Origin of the sequence: uncultured Amaricoccus sp., assembly GCF_937891315.1 — a bacterium.
In the GTDB taxonomy this organism is placed as follows: domain Bacteria; phylum Pseudomonadota; class Alphaproteobacteria; order Rhodobacterales; family Rhodobacteraceae; genus Amaricoccus.
Genome location: NZ_CALAGI010000169.1, coordinates 33,723 through 50,025, shown reverse-complemented (window position 1 = coordinate 50,025; position 16,303 = coordinate 33,723). Strand labels below are relative to the sequence as shown.

At 68.7% G+C, this 16,303-nt stretch carries 17 protein-coding genes and 1 pseudogene; 7 read left to right on the top strand and 11 right to left on the bottom strand.

Features of this window, described 5'->3' with window-relative positions:
- The coding region (locus Q0480_RS16980; protein WP_299134741.1) for a CopD family protein at positions 1-907 on the top strand (907 nt) is incomplete at its 5' end.
- A gap of 199 nt (positions 908-1,106) precedes the next feature.
- On the opposite strand, the gene Q0480_RS16975 is transcribed toward Q0480_RS16980, so the two are convergent.
- The 4 genes from Q0480_RS16975 to Q0480_RS16960 form a co-directional block, all read right to left on the bottom strand.
- Positions 1,107-1,553 carry a pseudoazurin gene (locus Q0480_RS16975; protein WP_299134738.1) on the bottom strand — a complete coding sequence of 149 codons (447 nt, stop codon included), beginning with the start codon at positions 1,551-1,553 and terminating at the stop codon, positions 1,107-1,109.
- On the bottom strand, positions 1,534-2,301 hold the full coding sequence (locus Q0480_RS16970) for an ABC transporter ATP-binding protein (protein ID WP_299134736.1): 768 nt from the start codon (positions 2,299-2,301) through the stop codon (positions 1,534-1,536). Before Q0480_RS16970 ends, Q0480_RS16975 begins: the two co-directional genes overlap by 20 nt.
- The gene (locus Q0480_RS16965; RefSeq protein ID WP_299134734.1) at positions 2,298-3,362 is read right to left on the bottom strand and encodes an iron ABC transporter permease; all 1,065 of its coding nucleotides are present in this window, start codon (positions 3,360-3,362) and stop codon (positions 2,298-2,300) included. Before Q0480_RS16965 ends, Q0480_RS16970 begins: the two co-directional genes overlap by 4 nt.
- Positions 3,363-3,450: 88 nt before the next feature.
- Positions 3,451-4,551: an ABC transporter substrate-binding protein gene (locus Q0480_RS16960; protein WP_299134732.1), complete on the bottom strand. Its 1,101-nt coding sequence runs from the start codon at positions 4,549-4,551 to the stop codon at positions 3,451-3,453.
- 471 nt (positions 4,552-5,022) lie between these two features.
- On the opposite strand from Q0480_RS16960, the gene Q0480_RS16955 reads away from it, so the two are divergent.
- The 4 genes and pseudogenes from Q0480_RS16955 (at position 5,023) to Q0480_RS16940 (ending at position 8,876) form a co-directional block, all read left to right on the top strand.
- Entirely contained in the window at positions 5,023-6,120 is a 1,098-nt protein-coding gene (locus Q0480_RS16955) for a tRNA-dihydrouridine synthase (RefSeq protein ID WP_299134731.1), read from the top strand.
- A gap of 79 nt (positions 6,121-6,199) precedes the next feature.
- Positions 6,200-6,351 (top strand): annotated as a pseudogene (locus tag Q0480_RS16950) (IS3 family transposase); the annotation flags it as partial.
- Positions 6,352-6,496: 145 nt separating this feature from the next.
- The gene (locus tag Q0480_RS16945; RefSeq protein ID WP_299134730.1) at positions 6,497-7,045 is read left to right on the top strand and encodes a TetR/AcrR family transcriptional regulator; all 549 of its coding nucleotides are present in this window, start codon (positions 6,497-6,499) and stop codon (positions 7,043-7,045) included.
- Between the two features lie 307 nt (positions 7,046-7,352).
- The gene (locus tag Q0480_RS16940) at positions 7,353-8,876 is read left to right on the top strand and encodes an FAD-dependent monooxygenase (protein ID WP_299134728.1); all 1,524 of its coding nucleotides are present in this window, start codon (positions 7,353-7,355) and stop codon (positions 8,874-8,876) included.
- Positions 8,877-8,994: 118 nt separating this feature from the next.
- Here Q0480_RS16940 and Q0480_RS16935 read toward each other — a convergent pair whose 3' ends face one another.
- The 4 genes from Q0480_RS16935 to Q0480_RS16920 form a co-directional block, all read right to left on the bottom strand.
- Complete coding sequence (locus Q0480_RS16935) at positions 8,995-10,299, bottom strand: histidine kinase dimerization/phospho-acceptor domain-containing protein (protein WP_299134726.1); 1,305 nt, start codon at positions 10,297-10,299, stop codon at positions 8,995-8,997.
- Positions 10,296-10,955, bottom strand: coding sequence for a response regulator transcription factor (locus Q0480_RS16930; protein WP_299134723.1), 660 nt, complete (start codon positions 10,953-10,955; stop codon positions 10,296-10,298). Before Q0480_RS16930 ends, Q0480_RS16935 begins: the two co-directional genes overlap by 4 nt.
- Before the next feature lie 105 nt (positions 10,956-11,060).
- On the bottom strand, positions 11,061-12,629 hold the full coding sequence (locus Q0480_RS16925) for a glycosyltransferase family 39 protein (protein WP_299134720.1): 1,569 nt from the start codon (positions 12,627-12,629) through the stop codon (positions 11,061-11,063).
- Entirely contained in the window at positions 12,626-12,898 is a 273-nt protein-coding gene (locus Q0480_RS16920; protein ID WP_299134717.1) for a lipid-A-disaccharide synthase N-terminal domain-containing protein, read from the bottom strand. The genes Q0480_RS16925 and Q0480_RS16920 overlap by 4 nt, the downstream gene beginning before the upstream one ends.
- 558 nt (positions 12,899-13,456) lie before the next feature.
- On the opposite strand from Q0480_RS16920, the gene Q0480_RS16915 reads away from it, so the two are divergent.
- Both Q0480_RS16915 and Q0480_RS16910 read left to right on the top strand, forming a co-directional pair.
- A complete protein-coding gene (locus Q0480_RS16915) occupies positions 13,457-13,681 on the top strand; it encodes a hypothetical protein (RefSeq protein ID WP_299134715.1) in 225 nt (74 codons plus the stop codon).
- Positions 13,682-13,815: 134 nt separating this feature from the next.
- On the top strand, positions 13,816-14,271 hold the full coding sequence (locus tag Q0480_RS16910) for a hypothetical protein (RefSeq protein ID WP_299134714.1): 456 nt from the start codon (positions 13,816-13,818) through the stop codon (positions 14,269-14,271).
- A gap of 115 nt (positions 14,272-14,386) precedes the next feature.
- Here Q0480_RS16910 and Q0480_RS16905 read toward each other — a convergent pair whose 3' ends face one another.
- The 3 genes from Q0480_RS16905 to fabI are packed head-to-tail and all read right to left on the bottom strand — an operon-like array spanning position 14,387 to position 16,212.
- Positions 14,387-14,875: a DUF2127 domain-containing protein gene (locus tag Q0480_RS16905; protein WP_299134712.1), complete on the bottom strand. Its 489-nt coding sequence runs from the start codon at positions 14,873-14,875 to the stop codon at positions 14,387-14,389.
- 7 nt (positions 14,876-14,882) lie between these two features.
- Entirely contained in the window at positions 14,883-15,383 is a 501-nt protein-coding gene (gene gpt / locus Q0480_RS16900) for a xanthine phosphoribosyltransferase (protein WP_299134709.1), read from the bottom strand.
- Position 15,384: 1 nt separating this feature from the next.
- Positions 15,385-16,212 (bottom strand): enoyl-ACP reductase FabI, encoded by an 828-nt coding sequence (gene fabI / locus Q0480_RS16895; protein ID WP_299134707.1) that lies wholly within the window; start codon positions 16,210-16,212, stop codon positions 15,385-15,387.
- Positions 16,213-16,303: the final 91 nt, after the last annotated feature.

The following is a 16,303-nucleotide window of genomic DNA, read 5'->3' as shown; positions in this document are numbered from 1 at the left end:
GGCCATCCTCGCCGCCGCCGCAGCCGTCGCGGCGTTGCGCGGGCGCGGCGGCGCCGGCCCGCTCGCGCTCGTCGCCTGGGGGCTCGCCGCCACCTCGTTCGCGCTCTTCGGTCACGCCGCCACCGCGAGCCCGCGCTGGCTGGCGGCGCCGGCGGTGGCGCTCCACGCCGCCGCCGTCATCTTCTGGATCGGCGCCCTGCCGGCGCTCGCCGAGCGCGCCGCGACCGACCGGCACGGCCTCGCGCCGAGCCTCCGCCGCTTCTCGGCGGTGGCGGTGCCGCTGGTCGGGCTGCTCGTCCTGAGCGGCGGCCTCCTCGCCGTCGCGCAGCTCCGCGACCCGGTCGCGCTTCCCGGCACCGCCTACGGCCGCCTGCTCCTCGCCAAGCTCGCCCTCGTCGCGCCGCTCATCGGCCTCGCCGTGCTCAACCGCCTGCGCCTGACCCCGGCCATCGCCCGCGGCGCGGCCGGCGCTCCCGCGCGTTTCCGCCACTCCGTCCGGGCCGAGATCGTCCTCGCCGTCGCGATCCTCGCGCTCGCGAGCGGCTTCCGCCTGACTCCGCCGCCGCGCGCGCTCGCCGCGCCGGCGGCGGCCGAGCTGCGCGTCCATCTCCACGACCCGACGCTGATGGCCGGCCTCGCGCTTGCCCCCGGACGCCCCGGCCCGAACACGATCGCGGTCACGTTTCCCCCCGCCGCCCCGCCGCCGCTCGAGCTGGGCATCGCCTTCGCCGCCCCCGCCGCCGGCGTCGAGCCGATCCGCCTCGCCGCCCGGCGCGACGGCGCGACATGGAGCGCCGGCCCCCTCGTCCTTCCCCGCGGCGGAGAGTGGCAGGTCACCCTCGATGTGCTCGTCGACGACTTCGAACAGGTGTCGCTGCGGACGGTTGTCCAGGTCCCGGACCGCTGACGCGCCGGGGACAAGACGCCAGCGCCGCGCGCGCCCTGCGATGGAGGCATCGCCGTCCGCCGGGGATTTGATCCAGAGCGGAGCCCGATCCGGCAGAGCCGACGCTGCCGGGGCAGAGCCCTTTGGCGCCGCGTTCCCGGTTCAGCCTGTGATCGCGGTTCTCGGCATGGTGCGCTCGGGTCTGTCGCCGCCCGGGGCTCTATTCGTTTTCGAGACCGTCAAGCAGCTCGCGGAACGCCTTCTTGGCGCTGCCGAGATGGCGGGCCTTCTTCGCGGCCCCGAGATTCGCCGAGGCGTCGCCGACGACGATCACCCCGACCATGCCCATCTCGTAGTGGGGCGAGCAGATGTAGCCGTAGACGCCCTCCACGGTCAGGGTGACGGTGAATTCGTCGTCGACCGCCGAGTTCCACTCCTCCGCGCCCTCGGGGATCATGCCCTTCTTCGACGCGGTATTGTGGCTCGGATCGGCCGGCACGAAGGTCACGCTGTCCCCCGGGGCGATCTTCAGGAACGGCGGGTCGAAGACGTTGGCCCGCGCCGGATCGGTGGGATGGGCGGAGTACATCCGCACCAGATGCGTTTCGGCCTGCGCGCCAGTCGCCAGCAGGGCTGCCACGAACACGCTAGAGAGAAGCCGAAACATGGAAACCGCCTTTCGGATGCGGAATGAGGTCGAGCACCACGCCGTAGGTCTCGCCGACGCACGGGTCGGCGAGCACGTCGTCCGGCGCGCCCTGCGCCAGGATCCGGCCGTCGCGCATCAGGAGCGCGGCGTCGCCGAAACGGGCGGCGAGGTTCAGGTCGTGCATCGCGACGAAGGTGACGACGTTGCGCGCCCGCGTCTCGGCGACGATCAGGCCGAGGAGCTCGAGCTGGCGGCGGAGATCCAGCGCCGACGTGGGTTCGTCGAACAGGAACACCTCTGGCCCGCGCGCCAGCGCCTGCGCGGCCGAAACCATCTGCCCCTGCCCGCCGGACAGCTCCCCGACCAGCGCGCGGGCCAGATGGGAAATGCCCATCCGCTCGAGCAGGACCGAGACGGCGACGACATCCTCCCGCTCCACCGACCAGCCGGAGAGTTGCTTGCGCGCGAGCAGGACGACCTCGAAGACGGTGAGGGCGGCATTGCACACGAAGGCCTGCGGCATGAGGCCGACGCGCCGCGTCCGCTCCCGCCGCGACAGCCCGGCCATGTCGGCGCCTCCGAGCATGAGCCTGCCTTCCGAGGGCGCCACGAGCCCGGCCATCGCCTTGAAGAGCGTGGATTTTCCCGCGGCGTTGGGGCCGATCAGGATGGTGACGGAGCCGCGCGCCGGCGCGGCGAAGCTGACCCCGTCGAGCGCGGAACGGGCGCCGTAGCGGTGGACCAGCGCCTCGGCGGCGACGGTCACTGCCAGTTCCTCCGGCGCGCGCCGAGGATCAGGCTCACGAAGAAGGGGATCCCGATGAGGGAGGTGATCATTCCGATCGGATAGATCACGCCGGGATTTATGGTCTTGGACAGGATCGAGGTGGCCGACATCAGGAGCGCCGAGGCCGTGGCCGCGAAGGGCAGGAAGAAGCGCTGATCCTCGCCCACGGCCATGCGGGCGATGTGCGGGCCGACGAGCCCGACGAAGGCGATCGTGCCGACGAAGGACACCGCCACGGAGGCGAGCAGGGAAACGCCGACCAGCATCTCGATCCTGAGCCGCGCGACATTGACGCCGAGGGCGGCCGCCTTCTCGTCTCCCATGCGCAGCGCGGTGAGCGACCAGTTGCGCGCCATGAACCAGGGGACGACCACCGCGAGAACGGCGGCGCAGACGGCCACCTTGGACCAGGTGGCGCGGGCGAGCGAGCCCATCATCCAGAAGACGATCTGCGCGAGCTGCACCTCGGTGGAGCCGTACTGGAGCAGGCCGAGGAGGGCGTTGAAGGAGAACATCAGCGCGATGCCCACCAGCACCATCCCCTCGGTCGAGACGCCGCGCAGCCGGGTGAAGGCGAAGAGCAGCATCGCGGTGACGAGCGACATCACGAAGGCGTTCACCGTGACCATGAACGGGCCGAAACCGGGGATCAGCGAGACATGCGTGACGATGGCCAGCGCCGCGCCGAAGCTCGCGGCGGACGAGATGCCGAGGGTGAACGGGTCGGCCAGCGGATTGGCGAGGATGGTCTGCATCTCCGCGCCCGCGATGCCGAGCATCGCTCCGACCATCAGCGCCATCAGCGCGACGGGCAGACGCAGATCCCAGACGATCACCCTGTCGTTCGCGTCGGCGCCCGCGGGATCGAGGAGAATCGACACGATCTGGCCGATGCTCATCCCGGAGGGGCCCGACACGATGTCGATGACGAGCGACAGCGCCATCAGCGCCAGGAGCAGGACGACGACGAGCAGGCGCCGGCGGCTCCGCGCGCGATAGTCCGCGGTCAGCGCCTCGACGGTCGAGGACAGTTCGGTCATGCCGGTTGCGTCCTGAAATTGGGCTGAAATGAGGACCGGGACGAAGGTCGAAGCCGTCCGGCTTCGGCCCTCGTCATCGCGGCACGGATCAGTTCGTGCTGGCCGCCGCCGCCCAGAAGACGCCCGAAGGCTCGTAGGGCAGGAACTCCGCGTGGAACGCCTCCCATGTCGCCTGCGGGTCCAGATCCTCGAATTCCTCGGGATGGAGCCACTTGGCGATCTGCTGCATCGCGACGAAATGCACCGGGCTGTTGTAGTACTGGTGATAGATCACGAAGTAATTCCCGGACTGTACCGCTTCTAGATCCTTGAAGCCGGGGCGGGCAACGAGGCCGGCCAGCCGCTCCGCCACCACGTCGGGCTTCGCCTCGTAGCCGAGCGGCACCGCGGTAACGCCGGGCGTGCTCTCACCCCAGTTCGCGCCGGTGCCGATGATGATGTCGGGATCCGCCGAGATCACGCCTTCGAGGCTGACGTCGGTGGAATAGCCGCTGAAGACGGTGGAGCCGTAGTTCCTGCCGCCGGCGAGTTCCACGAACCGGCCATAGTTGAAGGGGCCGAACGTGTTGCAGCAGAAGCCGGGCTCGTAGCCGGGCGCGTTCTCGACGAAGACGAGCGGCATGTCCTCCGCTGCGAGACCCTGCACGACATTGGTGACCTTGCGGGTTTCGCGCACGTAGAAGTCGATGAACTCGGCCGCGCGCGCTTCCTCATTCAGCACCCTTCCGAGGAGGAGCATCGAGGGGACGGTGTTTTCCGTGGGGTTCTGGCGGAAATCGACGAAGATCACCGGCACGCCGGCCTTTCCGAGCTTCTCGACCACGCCGGATTCCTCGGCCTTGAACCGGGAGGCGAGGTCCAGCACCACGAGATCGGCGTTGTTGGCGAGGACGTTCTCGACAGAGAAGTCGCCCGAATACGGGTTGCCGAAGTCCACGAGGCGCGCCGTGTCCTCGGGATACTTGGCCTGAAGCTTGCGGTAGGCATCGGGGTCGTATTTGACGAGGTCGTCCTTCCAGCCGAGGATGCGCTCGAACGGGTGTTCGGTCATGAGCGGGGCGATGGCATACATCATCCGGCCCTCGCCGAGGACGATGCGCTCGGCGCCGTGCGGCACATCGACGGTACGGCCCGCCATGTCGGTGACCGTGATAGTCTCCGCAAGAACAGGCGTGGTCAGCAACAGCATCGCGGTCACGCCCGCACACAACCGGGAAGAGAACGTCGCAAGCATAGCACCTCCTTGCGGGCGAGCCGCGTCAGTTTAACGTGAGATGGAGTGCTTGAGAGGGGCCGCAGATGCCCCAGATCTGGCTATTTTTCTAATAGACCAGCCGTTTGCGTGAGGTCAAGCCGCTCAGGATGGCGCGGACAACATTGTCCTTGAGAAAGATGCATCTCGATGAAACCGAAGTCGCCGGGGAGGGCGCAACCCCTTCCCCGCGGCGAGGGGGATCAAGCGGACCGGCGACACGCGGCCGCCGTCGCGCCAGGATTTTCCGGGGAACGCGGCGGGATCGCAATCGCGCTTCTGCTCATGTTTTGGTCAACAAGCGTCACAGGTCGTCCTGCCCGACGGGCGCAAGGCGCGGGCGGCGAGGAAGTTATTGACTGATTGGTAAAATATCCGGTCATGTCTGTCGGAATCCGGGAGTGCGCCATGCCATGTGAGCTTGCTACGAACTTCACTGGTCTTGCCTTCGCGAATCCGTTCGTTCTGGCCTCCGCGCCGCCGACGGAAAGCAAACAAAAGATCCTGCGGGCCTTCGAGGCTGGCTGGGGCGGCGTCGTGACCAAGACGATCGGCCTGCACCCGGTGGAGAACGTCGCCGGTCCCAAGACGATCTTTCAGCGCGCCACCGAAACGAAGCCCTATGTCTCGCGCAACAAGCGACCTGAAAGCGTGTCTCATTCCTCCTGGAACTGGGAACTGATCTCGGATCAGCCGCTCGACAAGTGGCTCCCCGATCTGGAAGAGATCAAGACCACCTGGCCGGACCGCATGCTGATCGGCTCGATCATGGCCGGCGCCGGCAACGAGGAGGAGATGGACCACTGGCGCAAGCTCGCAAGGGCTTGCGTGAATGCCGGATGCGATGCGCTCGAGCTGAACATGTCCTGCCCCCACATGGATCGCAAGGACATGGGGGCGCATATCGCCAATGACGAAGACATCATCAGGTCGATCCTCAAGGCCGTGACCGAGGCGGTCAGCGTGCCGATCTGGGTCAAGCTCACGCCATCGTCATCCTCGCTGGTCGACGGGGCGAGGGCGGCCTACGCGGCTGGCGCTTCGTCGATTTCGCTCTGCAATACCTTTCCCTCGCTCCCGCTCATGGATCCGGAGACAATGAAATTCGAGGTCGAGGTGGACGGGCTGGTCACGTCCGGGGGCTTGGGTGGTCTGGCCATTCTGCACCAGGCATTGCAGCGCGTGTCGGATGTTTCGCGCGCTTTCCCGGACAAGTCGATTTCCGGCATCGGGGGGATAAGGGGCTTCCGCGAGGCCTTCAATTTCATCGCGCATGGCGCCGGGAACCTGCAGGTCTGCACGGCCGCGATGGAGGAAAAGGGCAGCGGTGGCATCGGCGTCAACCTCATCCAGGAGTTGACGAGCGATCTCGGCGACTATTTGCAGCGCAAGGGATATTCGTCGATCGAAGAGTTTCGGGGGGTCGCTCGCGAAAGGGTCGTCGAACATTCCCGGGTTCGACGGAAGAGCGAGGCCTATAACGGAGGCTACGCGCAACCGGCGTAGAATCCGGCGCGCGGTGACTGCGTGCCGGGGCGGCGGAGCCGTCGTCGAGATCGCCCGTTTCCGGTGATTGACGTCCTTGCGGCGCGCTTCCGGATGCTGGCGTCGTGCGTTCGCCCTGCTCGAACGTAAAGGCATCACCATGAACAGGAGCTCTACCGGCCCTGTTCCGAGGAGGGGCTGGCCCTGCGCCGCCGTCGCGGTCGCGAGCGCGCCACGGGGACGCGAACGCCGGCAATCTTTCAGGGAAACAACGCCATGCACGGGCTGGTGCCGGCACTCGCCGCCGCTCCCTCGCCGTCGGTTTCGAAAGGCTTGACCGACTCGACAAACCGGTTCATTTGGTAGGTATACCAAACCACCAAAAAACGAATCCAGAATGAGTGATCGCCGGGAAGCCATTGTCGCAGCCGGACTCGCGGTCATCCGCGAGAGCGGCTTCGCCGGCTTCACCCAGCCGCGGGTCGCTGCGAAGGCAGGCCTGCGCCAAAGCAATCTCACCTACTACTTCCCCACCCGGGCCGATCTCCTCGCCGCCGTCGCGCGCGCGGCGATCGACGGGCAACTCGCGGCGATCGATGCGATGCTGGATGGACGGTCGATCGAGGCGGCGTCGGCCGTCATCGCCAACGTGGCGGTTCGGCACGAGAACACCCGGGTGATGATGGCGCTGGCGCAGGCCGCCGATCAGGAGCCCCGGGTGCGCGAGCTGTTCCGGGAACTGGCGGACGGAATCGCGCTGCGCGCCGGCCGGCTGCTTGAAGACCTCGGTCTGCCCTCGACCGCGGAGAACCGCTTTCTGGTGCACGCCCTCTCGGTCGGGTTGGCCGTCGTCGATCTCGCGGTCGATCGGCCCGACGGCGCCGCGCGGGCCGCGTCGGTACTGGAGACGATATTCACGCTGCTTGCAAAAGGATCGGGAGAATGAGCGCCGCTTGCCCCGGGGCCGGCTTCCGGGACAATCCGATCCTCCTGAAGGGCGGTCTGCGCGGTCCGCGACTGGGGTCGGCTGGACCTCCGGTGCCGAGGCCGGGCGACAGGCCGCGCCTCGGGATTGGCAGCCGCGCCGATCCGCTGCGCGGCGACATCAGCCACGACCACCCGCGGTTCGACACGCAGGCGCCGCCGTATTTCTTCCGCGACAGTCCGCGCCACGGGCCAGAGACCTGTGTCGAGCTCCGCCGCGTGTCTGATCGCGCCACCGCGTGCCCACATCTCAAATCAAGGGAACCATCATGAACCCCAAGGTCCTCATCGCGGGCGCCGGCCCCGTCGGCTTGACCCTCGCCATTGAACTCGCGCGTTTCGGCATCCCGGTTCGCATCTTCGACAAGGCGCCCGCCCCGACCGACAAGTCCAAGGCTGTCGCTGTCTGGGCGCGGACGCTCGAACTTTTCGACCGCGCCGGGCTCGCCGAGCCGCTGGTCGCGGCCGGCGTAAAGGTGAAGGCGGCGAACATCATCGCCGGTACCACGAAGATCGCGCGTGTCGCCTTCGATGGCGTGGACACCGACTACGCCTACGCGCTGATGATCCCGCAGTATGATACCGAGCGAATCCTCGACACCCACCTCCGGTCGCTGGGCGTGACCGTCGAGCGCGGGGTCGAACTCGCGCGGTTCGTCGATACCGGAACGGGAGCGCGGGCGTCCGTGACGCGCGCCGATGGAACCGCCGAGGATATCGAAGCCGACTGGCTGGTGGGCTGCGACGGGGCGCACAGTTTCGTTCGCCACGGCCTCGGCATGGCCTTCGACGGCGACACCATCCCGGCCGAGTTCATCCTCGCCGACCTGCGCATTTCCGGTGACGGGCCGCCGGTCGAGGAACTGGTGTCCTACTGGCACGAGAAGGGCGTCGTCATCTTCCTCCCGTTGCCCGGCAATCGCCTTCGCCTGCTCGCCAACATGGAAGCAAGCACGGGCGCCGAGGCGCCGGAGCCGACCCTCGCCGAAGTTCAGGCCATCATCGACGAGCGGACGCCCGGCGGCCTGGTCGCATCGGACCCGGTCGGGATGGCACGGTTCCGGATCAACGAACGCAAGGTGGCCGACTTTCGCTCCGGCCGTGTGTTCCTCGCCGGCGACGCCGCGCATATTCACAGCCCGGCCGGAGGTCAGGGCATGAACACCGGCATGCAGGATGCCTTCAACCTCGCCTGGAAACTGGCCCTCGTCTGCCGCGGCGAGGCTCACGAGCAGGTTCTCGCAAGCTACAGCTCCGAGCGTGGCGCCGTCGCCGAGACGGTGATCAAGGAATCCGGGCGCCTGACGAAGGTCGCAATGCTGTCGGGGCATTTCGAGCAGGCCGCGCGAAACTTCATCGCCCGGCACCTGTTCGGGCTCCGGTCGGTTCGCTCGGCGGCGGCGGGAATCCTGTCCGAACTGGCGATCGCCTATGACGGCGGCCCGCTCAACGGTGGCCATGTCCGGGGTCTGAACGGTCCTCTCCCTGGCCACAGACTGTCGCCCCGAGGCAGGGACCTGATCGGCGCCGGCCCGACGCCGCGCTTCGCACTCTTCGCGGATGAGTCCAGCGCCGCGTCCGCCGCGATCATCGAGCGGCACGCGAACCTCCTCGAAGGCGCGGTCCGGCCCGCGGTCGCCGCCGGGGGCATCTGGCTCGTTCGCCCCGATGGATATGTGGCGATGAGCGCCTCCGCTGGCGATTGGCGGTCGGTCGGCGACTATCTTGACGGGCTGACCGGAAATGAACCGATCGCGCGCGGCGCGGAACCCGCGCACTCGCTTCCGGCATGATCATTCCGCCGATCCCCATGGGCGCCGACCGGGCGGCTTGCTCCGGCGGGCAATGCATGTGGCGGCGGGACAGGTATCGCAAGGCCGGACAGATCAGCCGAGGACGACCGGTCCGGCGTCACGGAACCTCGGGTTCCGCGTTCCGCAGGGCGACGATGACGGCGAGCCCTCCATCGCGGCCCGGCGCCGGCGAGCGGAATTCGAGATTCGCGCCGGCGTTGCGGACCAGCGCCTCGACGATCGCGAGACCGAGCCCCGAACCTCCGCGGCGACTGCCGAGCCGCTCGAAGCGGCGTGTCAGAAGCGCGAGCTTGTCCGCCGTCAACGGCCGGCCACCGTTCGTTACCCGCAACGTGCTGTCCGGCTCGAGCGCGACCTCTATCGGAGGCGTCCCGTGAAGGATCGCGTTCTCGATCAGGTTGCGCGCCAGGATCGCGAAGGCGTCCGGGTCGATGGAGGCGACCACCGGGACCGGCGGTAGCGTCACGCGCAGCCCGGCCGCCGCGCCGAAGTCCTCCGCGACCATCGACAGGATGGGCCGCAGATCCTGCCCCGATCCGGCGGCCACTCCCGCGGCTTCCGCCCGGGCGAGATCGAGCAGCTTCTCGGACAGGCGCGCCATCCGCTTCAGTTCCGCCTCGATCGCCCGCGCGCCTTGGCGCGGCGCGCCCTCCGGCGCCTGGGCGATCAGCCGCTGGGTCCGGGCGAGCGCCGCCGCGATGGGGGTGCGCAGTTCATGGGCGGCGTTGGCCGAGAAGGTTCGCTCGACCTCCATCGCGTCGGCGAGCCGCCGCATCAGGCGGTTCACGGCGTCCTGGATCGGGATCAGCTCGAGCTGAAGTCCAGGCGCGGAGATCGGGCGCAGATCGGCGGAGTCGCGCCGCGCCACCTGTTTCGCCAGCAGCCCGACGGGCCGCAAGCGCGCGGCGACGAACCAGGCGACGCCGAAGAAGATCAGCGGCGCCAACGCGAGGGCAGGGACCAGCAGGCTCACCATCGCCTCCCGCGTCGCTTCCCGCCGCTCCGCCAGCGGGTCGGCGACCTCGAGCACGTTGTCGCCAGGGGCGCGCCGGCCGAAGACGCGGTAGTCGGCGCTCTCGCGGTAGCCGGTTCGCGGCGTTTCGCCGAAGACCGTCGCATCCGCGCCGGCGGAACGCATCAGGATCGCGCCGTCGGGCCGGCGCAGAATGTAGCTCATGTCCTCGCCGCGCCGGGGCGTGACCTCGGGCGCCGGCTCGGTCATGGACTCGCCCGGCAGCCGCAGGATCCGGTCGGCCGCCTGCCCGAGCACAGCGTCGTAAACCTCATTCACCTCATCGCGGAGCACCGCCCAGGCGCCGGCCATGGCCAGGAGCCACAGCGCCACGACGCCGGCGCCGAGACCGAGAGCCAGATCGCGGCGCAGACTGCGCGGTCCGCTCACGGTCGCCCCAGCCTGTAACCGAGACCCCGCACCGTCTCGACGCTGTCGCGGCCGAGTTTGCGTCGCAGCCGACTGACATAGACCTCGATCGTGTTGCTCTCGACTTCGGCGTCGAAGGAATAGAGCCGGTCCTCCAGCCGCGATCTGGTGACGATCGCGCGCGGGCTTCGCAGCAGCGTTTCGAAGATCACCCATTCGCGCTGGCTGAGGTCCACCGGCCCCGCCGGCCCTGCGATCGACCGCGCCACGAGATCGACGACGAAGGGGCCGAACGCGATCCGCGGATTCGGATTGCGCGCGTAGCGCCGTGATACGGAGCCGATCCGCGCCGACAACTCCGCGAGGTCGAAGGGCTTCACCAGATAGTCGTCCGCGCCGGCGTTCAGCCCACCGATCCGGTCGGTGATCCGGTCGCGCGCGGTCAGGATGATGAGCGGCACGCTGCGATCCTCGGCCCGCAGATGGCGCAGGAAGTCGATGCCGCTTCCGTCAGGCAGGACGAGGTCGAGCAGCACGAGATCATAGGCCACCGTCTCGACGCAGGCGCGAGCGTCGGCGAGGATCTCGACCCAGTCGACGATGTGCCCCTCGGCCATGATCTGGTCGCGCAGCGCGGCGCCGAGCCCGCGATCATCCTCGACCAGAAGTATGCGCACCTTTTCGCCTCCAGGGCGTCAGGGTGGTTTCCGGGCTTGCGACAAGCAAGGACAAAGCGCTGGCGGCCGCGACACCGGATCAATGGCCGTTCAATCCGGGGCGGTTCAGTCGAGCGCGACATCCTTCGCCCCTTTCGGCGCGTTGTCCGGTCCGCCCCAGACGCCGTAGGCGTGGGCGCGATAGATCACGGTCGCGCGAGGTTCGCCGGAGGGGTGGTCGCGGTCGAGCCGCGCCACCAGCGCCCGGTCCGGATCGGCGGCCAGCCAATCCGCCGCCTCGCCTGGCGACAGGAGGGCCACCGGGTTGCGCAGCCGCGCGGCGAAGGTGAACTCGCCGTTGTAGTCATTGCCAAGCACCCCGATGCCGGCCGCGTCGGACGGGGCGATCAGCGCGGCGATGGTGGACGCGTCATAGACCCTCCCGGGCGCGCCTGGCGCGAAGACGAGGTTGGCCAGCGCGACGAGCGAGAGGCCGAGCCAGGCGATCCGCGTCCCGCGAAGCCGGAAGGCGAGCGCGGCGAGGCCGAGGCAGCCGAGGCCGATCGCCGCCATGTGGGCGCTTGATCGCGGGACGAGGGCGAGATCCTTGGGGACGAACCCGAGGGCGATGGCGAAACACGCGATTCCGATGATCCCGGGCGGCAGCGCCGCCGGCCAGGCGCCAATGGGCGCGCCGCGCATCGCCCGGGCGAAGATCAGGGCGACGGCGGGCAGGGCGGGCAGCAGGTAGTGGATCTGCTTGCCGCTCATCAGGCTGAAGAGCGCGAGCGCGGATCCGACCCAGATCGTCGCCAACCGCAGGCCCGGCTCGCCCCGCGGGTTCAGGGCCGCGATCCGCCGCCAGAGCGACGGTGACCAGGCGAAGGGCCAGAGCACGGCCGGCGCCAGCGCCAGGAAGAACCACCAGGGCCGGGCATGGGCGAAGGACTCGGTCATCCGTCCCGCGCTCTGGGTCCAGAGCACGGCGTCGCGATATTCGGCGCCGCCGGTGATCACGGCGGGCACGAGCCAGAGCGCCACCAGCCCGAGACCGACGCCGAGCGCCAAGGCGAAGCCGAGCAACGTCCGGCGCCAGGCAACCCCGGCCCAGAGCGGCGCGCTCAGCGCGAGCGGCGCGAGATGGATCAGGATGACCGGACCCTTGGCCAGCGCGCCCAGGGCCAGCGCCACCCCGAGGGCGACCCAGCCGCGCCAGGCCCGGCCCGCGGTCCAGATCGAGAAGACGCCGCCGATGACCGCCACGGTCAGCATCGCGTCGAACATCGTCAGTCCGGCGAAGAGCGCGAAGGCGCCGAAGCCCGCCAGCACCATGGCCGCGCGGCCGCCGATCCCGGCGTCCTCCGGCCAGAGGCGGCGCGCGAGGCGGCTCGTGGCCCAGATCGCAGCCACGCCGAAGGCCGGCCCGACCAGCCGCGCGGCGGTGGCGGAGACGCCGGTCCCGGCCCAGACAAGGTTGATCAGCCAGAACAGCAGCGGCGGCTTGTGCGAATAGGGCGCGCCGTTCAGATGTGGCACGATCCAGTCGCCGCCGAGCCGCATCTCCCAGGCGACCGCGAGATAGCGGGTCTCGTCGACCGGCAGTAGCGGCCGCGTCAGGACGCCCAGGACGGCGACCAGGGCGAAGGCCGCCATCGCCGGCCAGGTCTGGTCGCGCGGGGCGTGGCCGCCTGTCATGCCGCCTCCTCCCTGGCGCGCCGGATCAGCGTGAGGTTGCGAAGATAGACGACGAGGCCGACGCTCTGGCCGAAGATGAAGACGACATCGCGTCGCCAGATCGCATAGGCGAGCAAGGTCGCGCCGCCCGCCAGGCTGAGCCACCAGAAAACGTCGGGCACCGTGCTGCGCCCCGACCGCTCGCTGGCGATCCACTGGACCAGAAAGCGGGAGGTGAAGAGGAGTTGGCCGAGCAGTCCGACGGCGATCCAGAAAGAGACTTGCGGCATTCCAGCGTTTTCAGGTTGATCCGCCGGCCCAGAGCCAACGGTCGCTTTCACGACGGAATGCTGACAGCAGTCTGAACGCGGAAGATCACCATCCCGATCCCGTCGCCTGCGAAGGTCCGTGGACAAGAGGGGCCGGCGTGGTCGCCCCGACCCTCTCGCTACCGCGGGGTCGGGTTGCTCGTCCGGCTCGCGGCGACGGGAGCCGGGTCTGGCGCTGGTCGCCGTGTTCGGGTGCTCGGCGGCGCGGCGTCGCCTGGCGTCGCGCTCTGGATCGCCGGCGCGCGGTCGCGCTACGAGGTCCGGTGGACTACCGCGCTTCCGCGCGAACGCCGGAGCTTGCACTTTCCCTGGAGGGAGCGGAACTCCGGCGCGAAGCGATAGAATAGACCGCGTGCCGATCCTCACGTATACTGCCGTCTGGTACGGGTTTCGTATGTTTCCAAGGCGATGATCCGTTGCTCGTGTATTTTTTGTTGATGATTTAGGTGAGGGTCGGATTCGAACAGGGATTTCTCGCGTATCTGGCAGCGGCGGTCGCTCCTGGAAAGGACTGATCGGATGGGGTCAGGCCTCCATACCATGTCGGGGCGAAAGCTCGATACCCTGCTCGCGGCGCCGCGCTACCGGCGGTTGGGGCCGCGCGCGGCGATCCCGGCCCAGTTTCAGGCGATGGCTGACAATTCTGCGCGACGTCTCGGCATGGAGGAGGCCGAGGCACGGTTCGAACGGCGGATGTTCGCCGGCTTCACCGGGATCGATCGGCGCGGCGGAGGGACGAAATAGGGGACCTTTCCTTCATGCCGGTAGGTGATCTCGCGCCGCGTGGGGCGGAGGGCTTGAACAAGCGGCCCCGGGCGTCGATGATCCGGGTAGCAACGCGCCGCGGAGCGTGGGCGCCCGGGGGAGGATCGGCCGAGATGCGGGACGAAGGAGCATCCGCCCGAGAGGCGCCGGCCAGTCCGGGACGGCTGGTCGGGATGGGGCTCGGATGTCTCGTGCTCGCCGGCTGCGGCGTGAAGGTGCCGAGCGTGGACCTGCCGGGGGCGGGCTGGGGCAACGAGGGTCGCGAGGCCTTGTTCGAGAATCGCGTCTGGCTCGATCAGGGCGCGGACGCGCCGGCCGGCGATCTGCGGATCTTTCTGTCGGACGGGACTCTGGTCATGACCAGCTGCGGCGAGGTCTATCGCCTCGCGCCGTGGCGCTGGATCGACGAGGGCACCCTGGTCTGGGAGGAGGACGGCAAGTCGATCCGCGCCGACGTGGCGGTGATCGAGCGGCGGGAGATGGCGCTGGTGATCGACCCCGACGGACTGAACGCGGGGCGCGAATATCGCGCCGCCGAGGCGCCGGTCGTCTGTCCCGACCGCCGCTAGAGCGAGGGCCGTTCCGGCGGAACCGGGCCGTCCGCTCCGGCATGTTGATTTGCCGCAGTGTTCTGACCACCGGACGATCCCGTCTGGCCTGGATATTGCTCTGGCCAGTTCGGCGCTAGGCCAATCCGGCGCGGCGCCGCGCGCGATACTCCTGCCAGATCAGGATCAGCACGACAATATCCACCGCCGTCAGCAGGAGCAGGCCAATGGACCCGGTGTGGGCGTAGCGGTGCAGCTGATAGGCGATGAAACCGAGAATGGCGACGATCGAGACGGGGAAGGCCCAGCGCGCTTCGTGCCAGAGGCCGGCGACGAGGATGAGCTTCAGGAGGCCGTGGCCGAGCAGGTAGAGCGCGTAGAATTCCTGGCTGCTGAGCGAATAGGCAGCGGCGAGGCGCGAGAGGCCGGAGGCGACGCGGTCGCCGGGATGTTCGGTCAACTCGTGGAAGGTCAGCCGCTGGACAAGGGTGACGGCGCGGTCGCCGAACAGCCAGAGCAGGACGCCGCCGAGGGCTTCGACCAGCGCGAAGACGCCCTTGACCAGGATGCCCGCCTGGAAGCTCTCGTGCAGCAGGTTCGAGGTCGCGCGGGGTGCCGGAGGCATGGCGGTCCTACTTGCCCCGGAACGGCTCGACATACTGCAGCGCCATGTCCCAGGGAAAGAAGATCCAGGTGTCCTGGCTGACCTCGGTGATATAGGTATCGACCATGGCGCGGCCATGCGGCTTGGCATAGACGGTCGCGAAATGCGCTTGTGGATAGAGCCTGCGCACCAGTTCCAGCGTCTTGCCGGTATCGACGAGGTCGTCGATGACGAGGATGCCGGTGCCGTCGCCCATCAGCGGGGCGTCGGGCGCCTTGATCACCTTGGGCTCGGCCTGATCCTGCCAGTTGTAGGACTTGACGCTGATCGTATCGACGACGCGGATGTCGAGCTCGCGGGCGACGATCATCGCCGGCGCCATGCCGCCGCGGGTGATGGCGACCACCGCGCGCCAGGCGCCGTTGTCGGGGCCCCGGTTGTCGAGACGCCAGGCCAGCGCCCGCGCGTCGCGGTGGATCTGGTCCCAGCTGACGTGGAAGCCCTTCTCGTGCGGCAGGCGGTCGGGCATCTCAGGCCTCCTTGCGTCCGGAGACGACGTCGATGTCGGGCGCGTCCTCGGCCTTCATGCCGACGACGTGATAGCCCGCGTCCACGTGCAGGTTCTCGCCGGTGACGCCCGAGGACAGGTCCGACAGCAGGAACATCGCCGATTTGCCGACATCGGTCTGGGTGACGTTGCGGCGCAGCGGCGAGTTCAGCTCGTTCCATTTCATGATGTAGCGGAAGTCGCCGATGCCCGAGGCGGCGAGGGTCTTGATCGGACCGGCCGAGAGCGCGTTCACCCGGATGTTCCGCGGACCGAGATCCATCGCCATGTACTTGACCGATGCCTCGAGCCCGGCCTTGGCGACCCCCATGACGTTGTAGTGCGGCATCACCTTTTCGGCGCCATAGTAGGTGAGGGTAAGGCAGGAGCCGCCATCGGTCATCAGCTTCTCGGCCCGCTGCACGACGGCGGTGAAGGAATAGACCGAGATCAGCATGGTCTGGGTGAAGTTGGCGGCCGTGGTCATCTCGACATAGCGGCCGCGCAGCTCGTTCTTGTCGGAGAAGCCGATGGCATGAACGACGAAATCGAGGCGGCCCCAGCGGGCGGCGAGATCGGCGAAAACCGCGTCGAGCGAGGCTTCGTCGGTGACGTCACAGGGCAGCACGATGTCGGAGTCGAGTTGCGCGGCGAGCGGCGCTACACGCTTGCCGAGCGCCTCGCCCTGGTAGGTGAAGGCGAGCGCGGCGCCCTGCTCGTGGCAGGCCTGTGCGATGCCCCAGGCGATGGATTTGTCGTTTGCAAGGCCCATGACGAGCCCGCGCTTTCCGCTCATCAGTCCGGTTGCCATGCCACGCCCCCAAGCTATTTCCGCGTGAGCCGGTTTAGGGGAAGGCATCGTGCCCTTCAAGTCGGGCGATCGCCCCCGGCCGGGCGCCCGC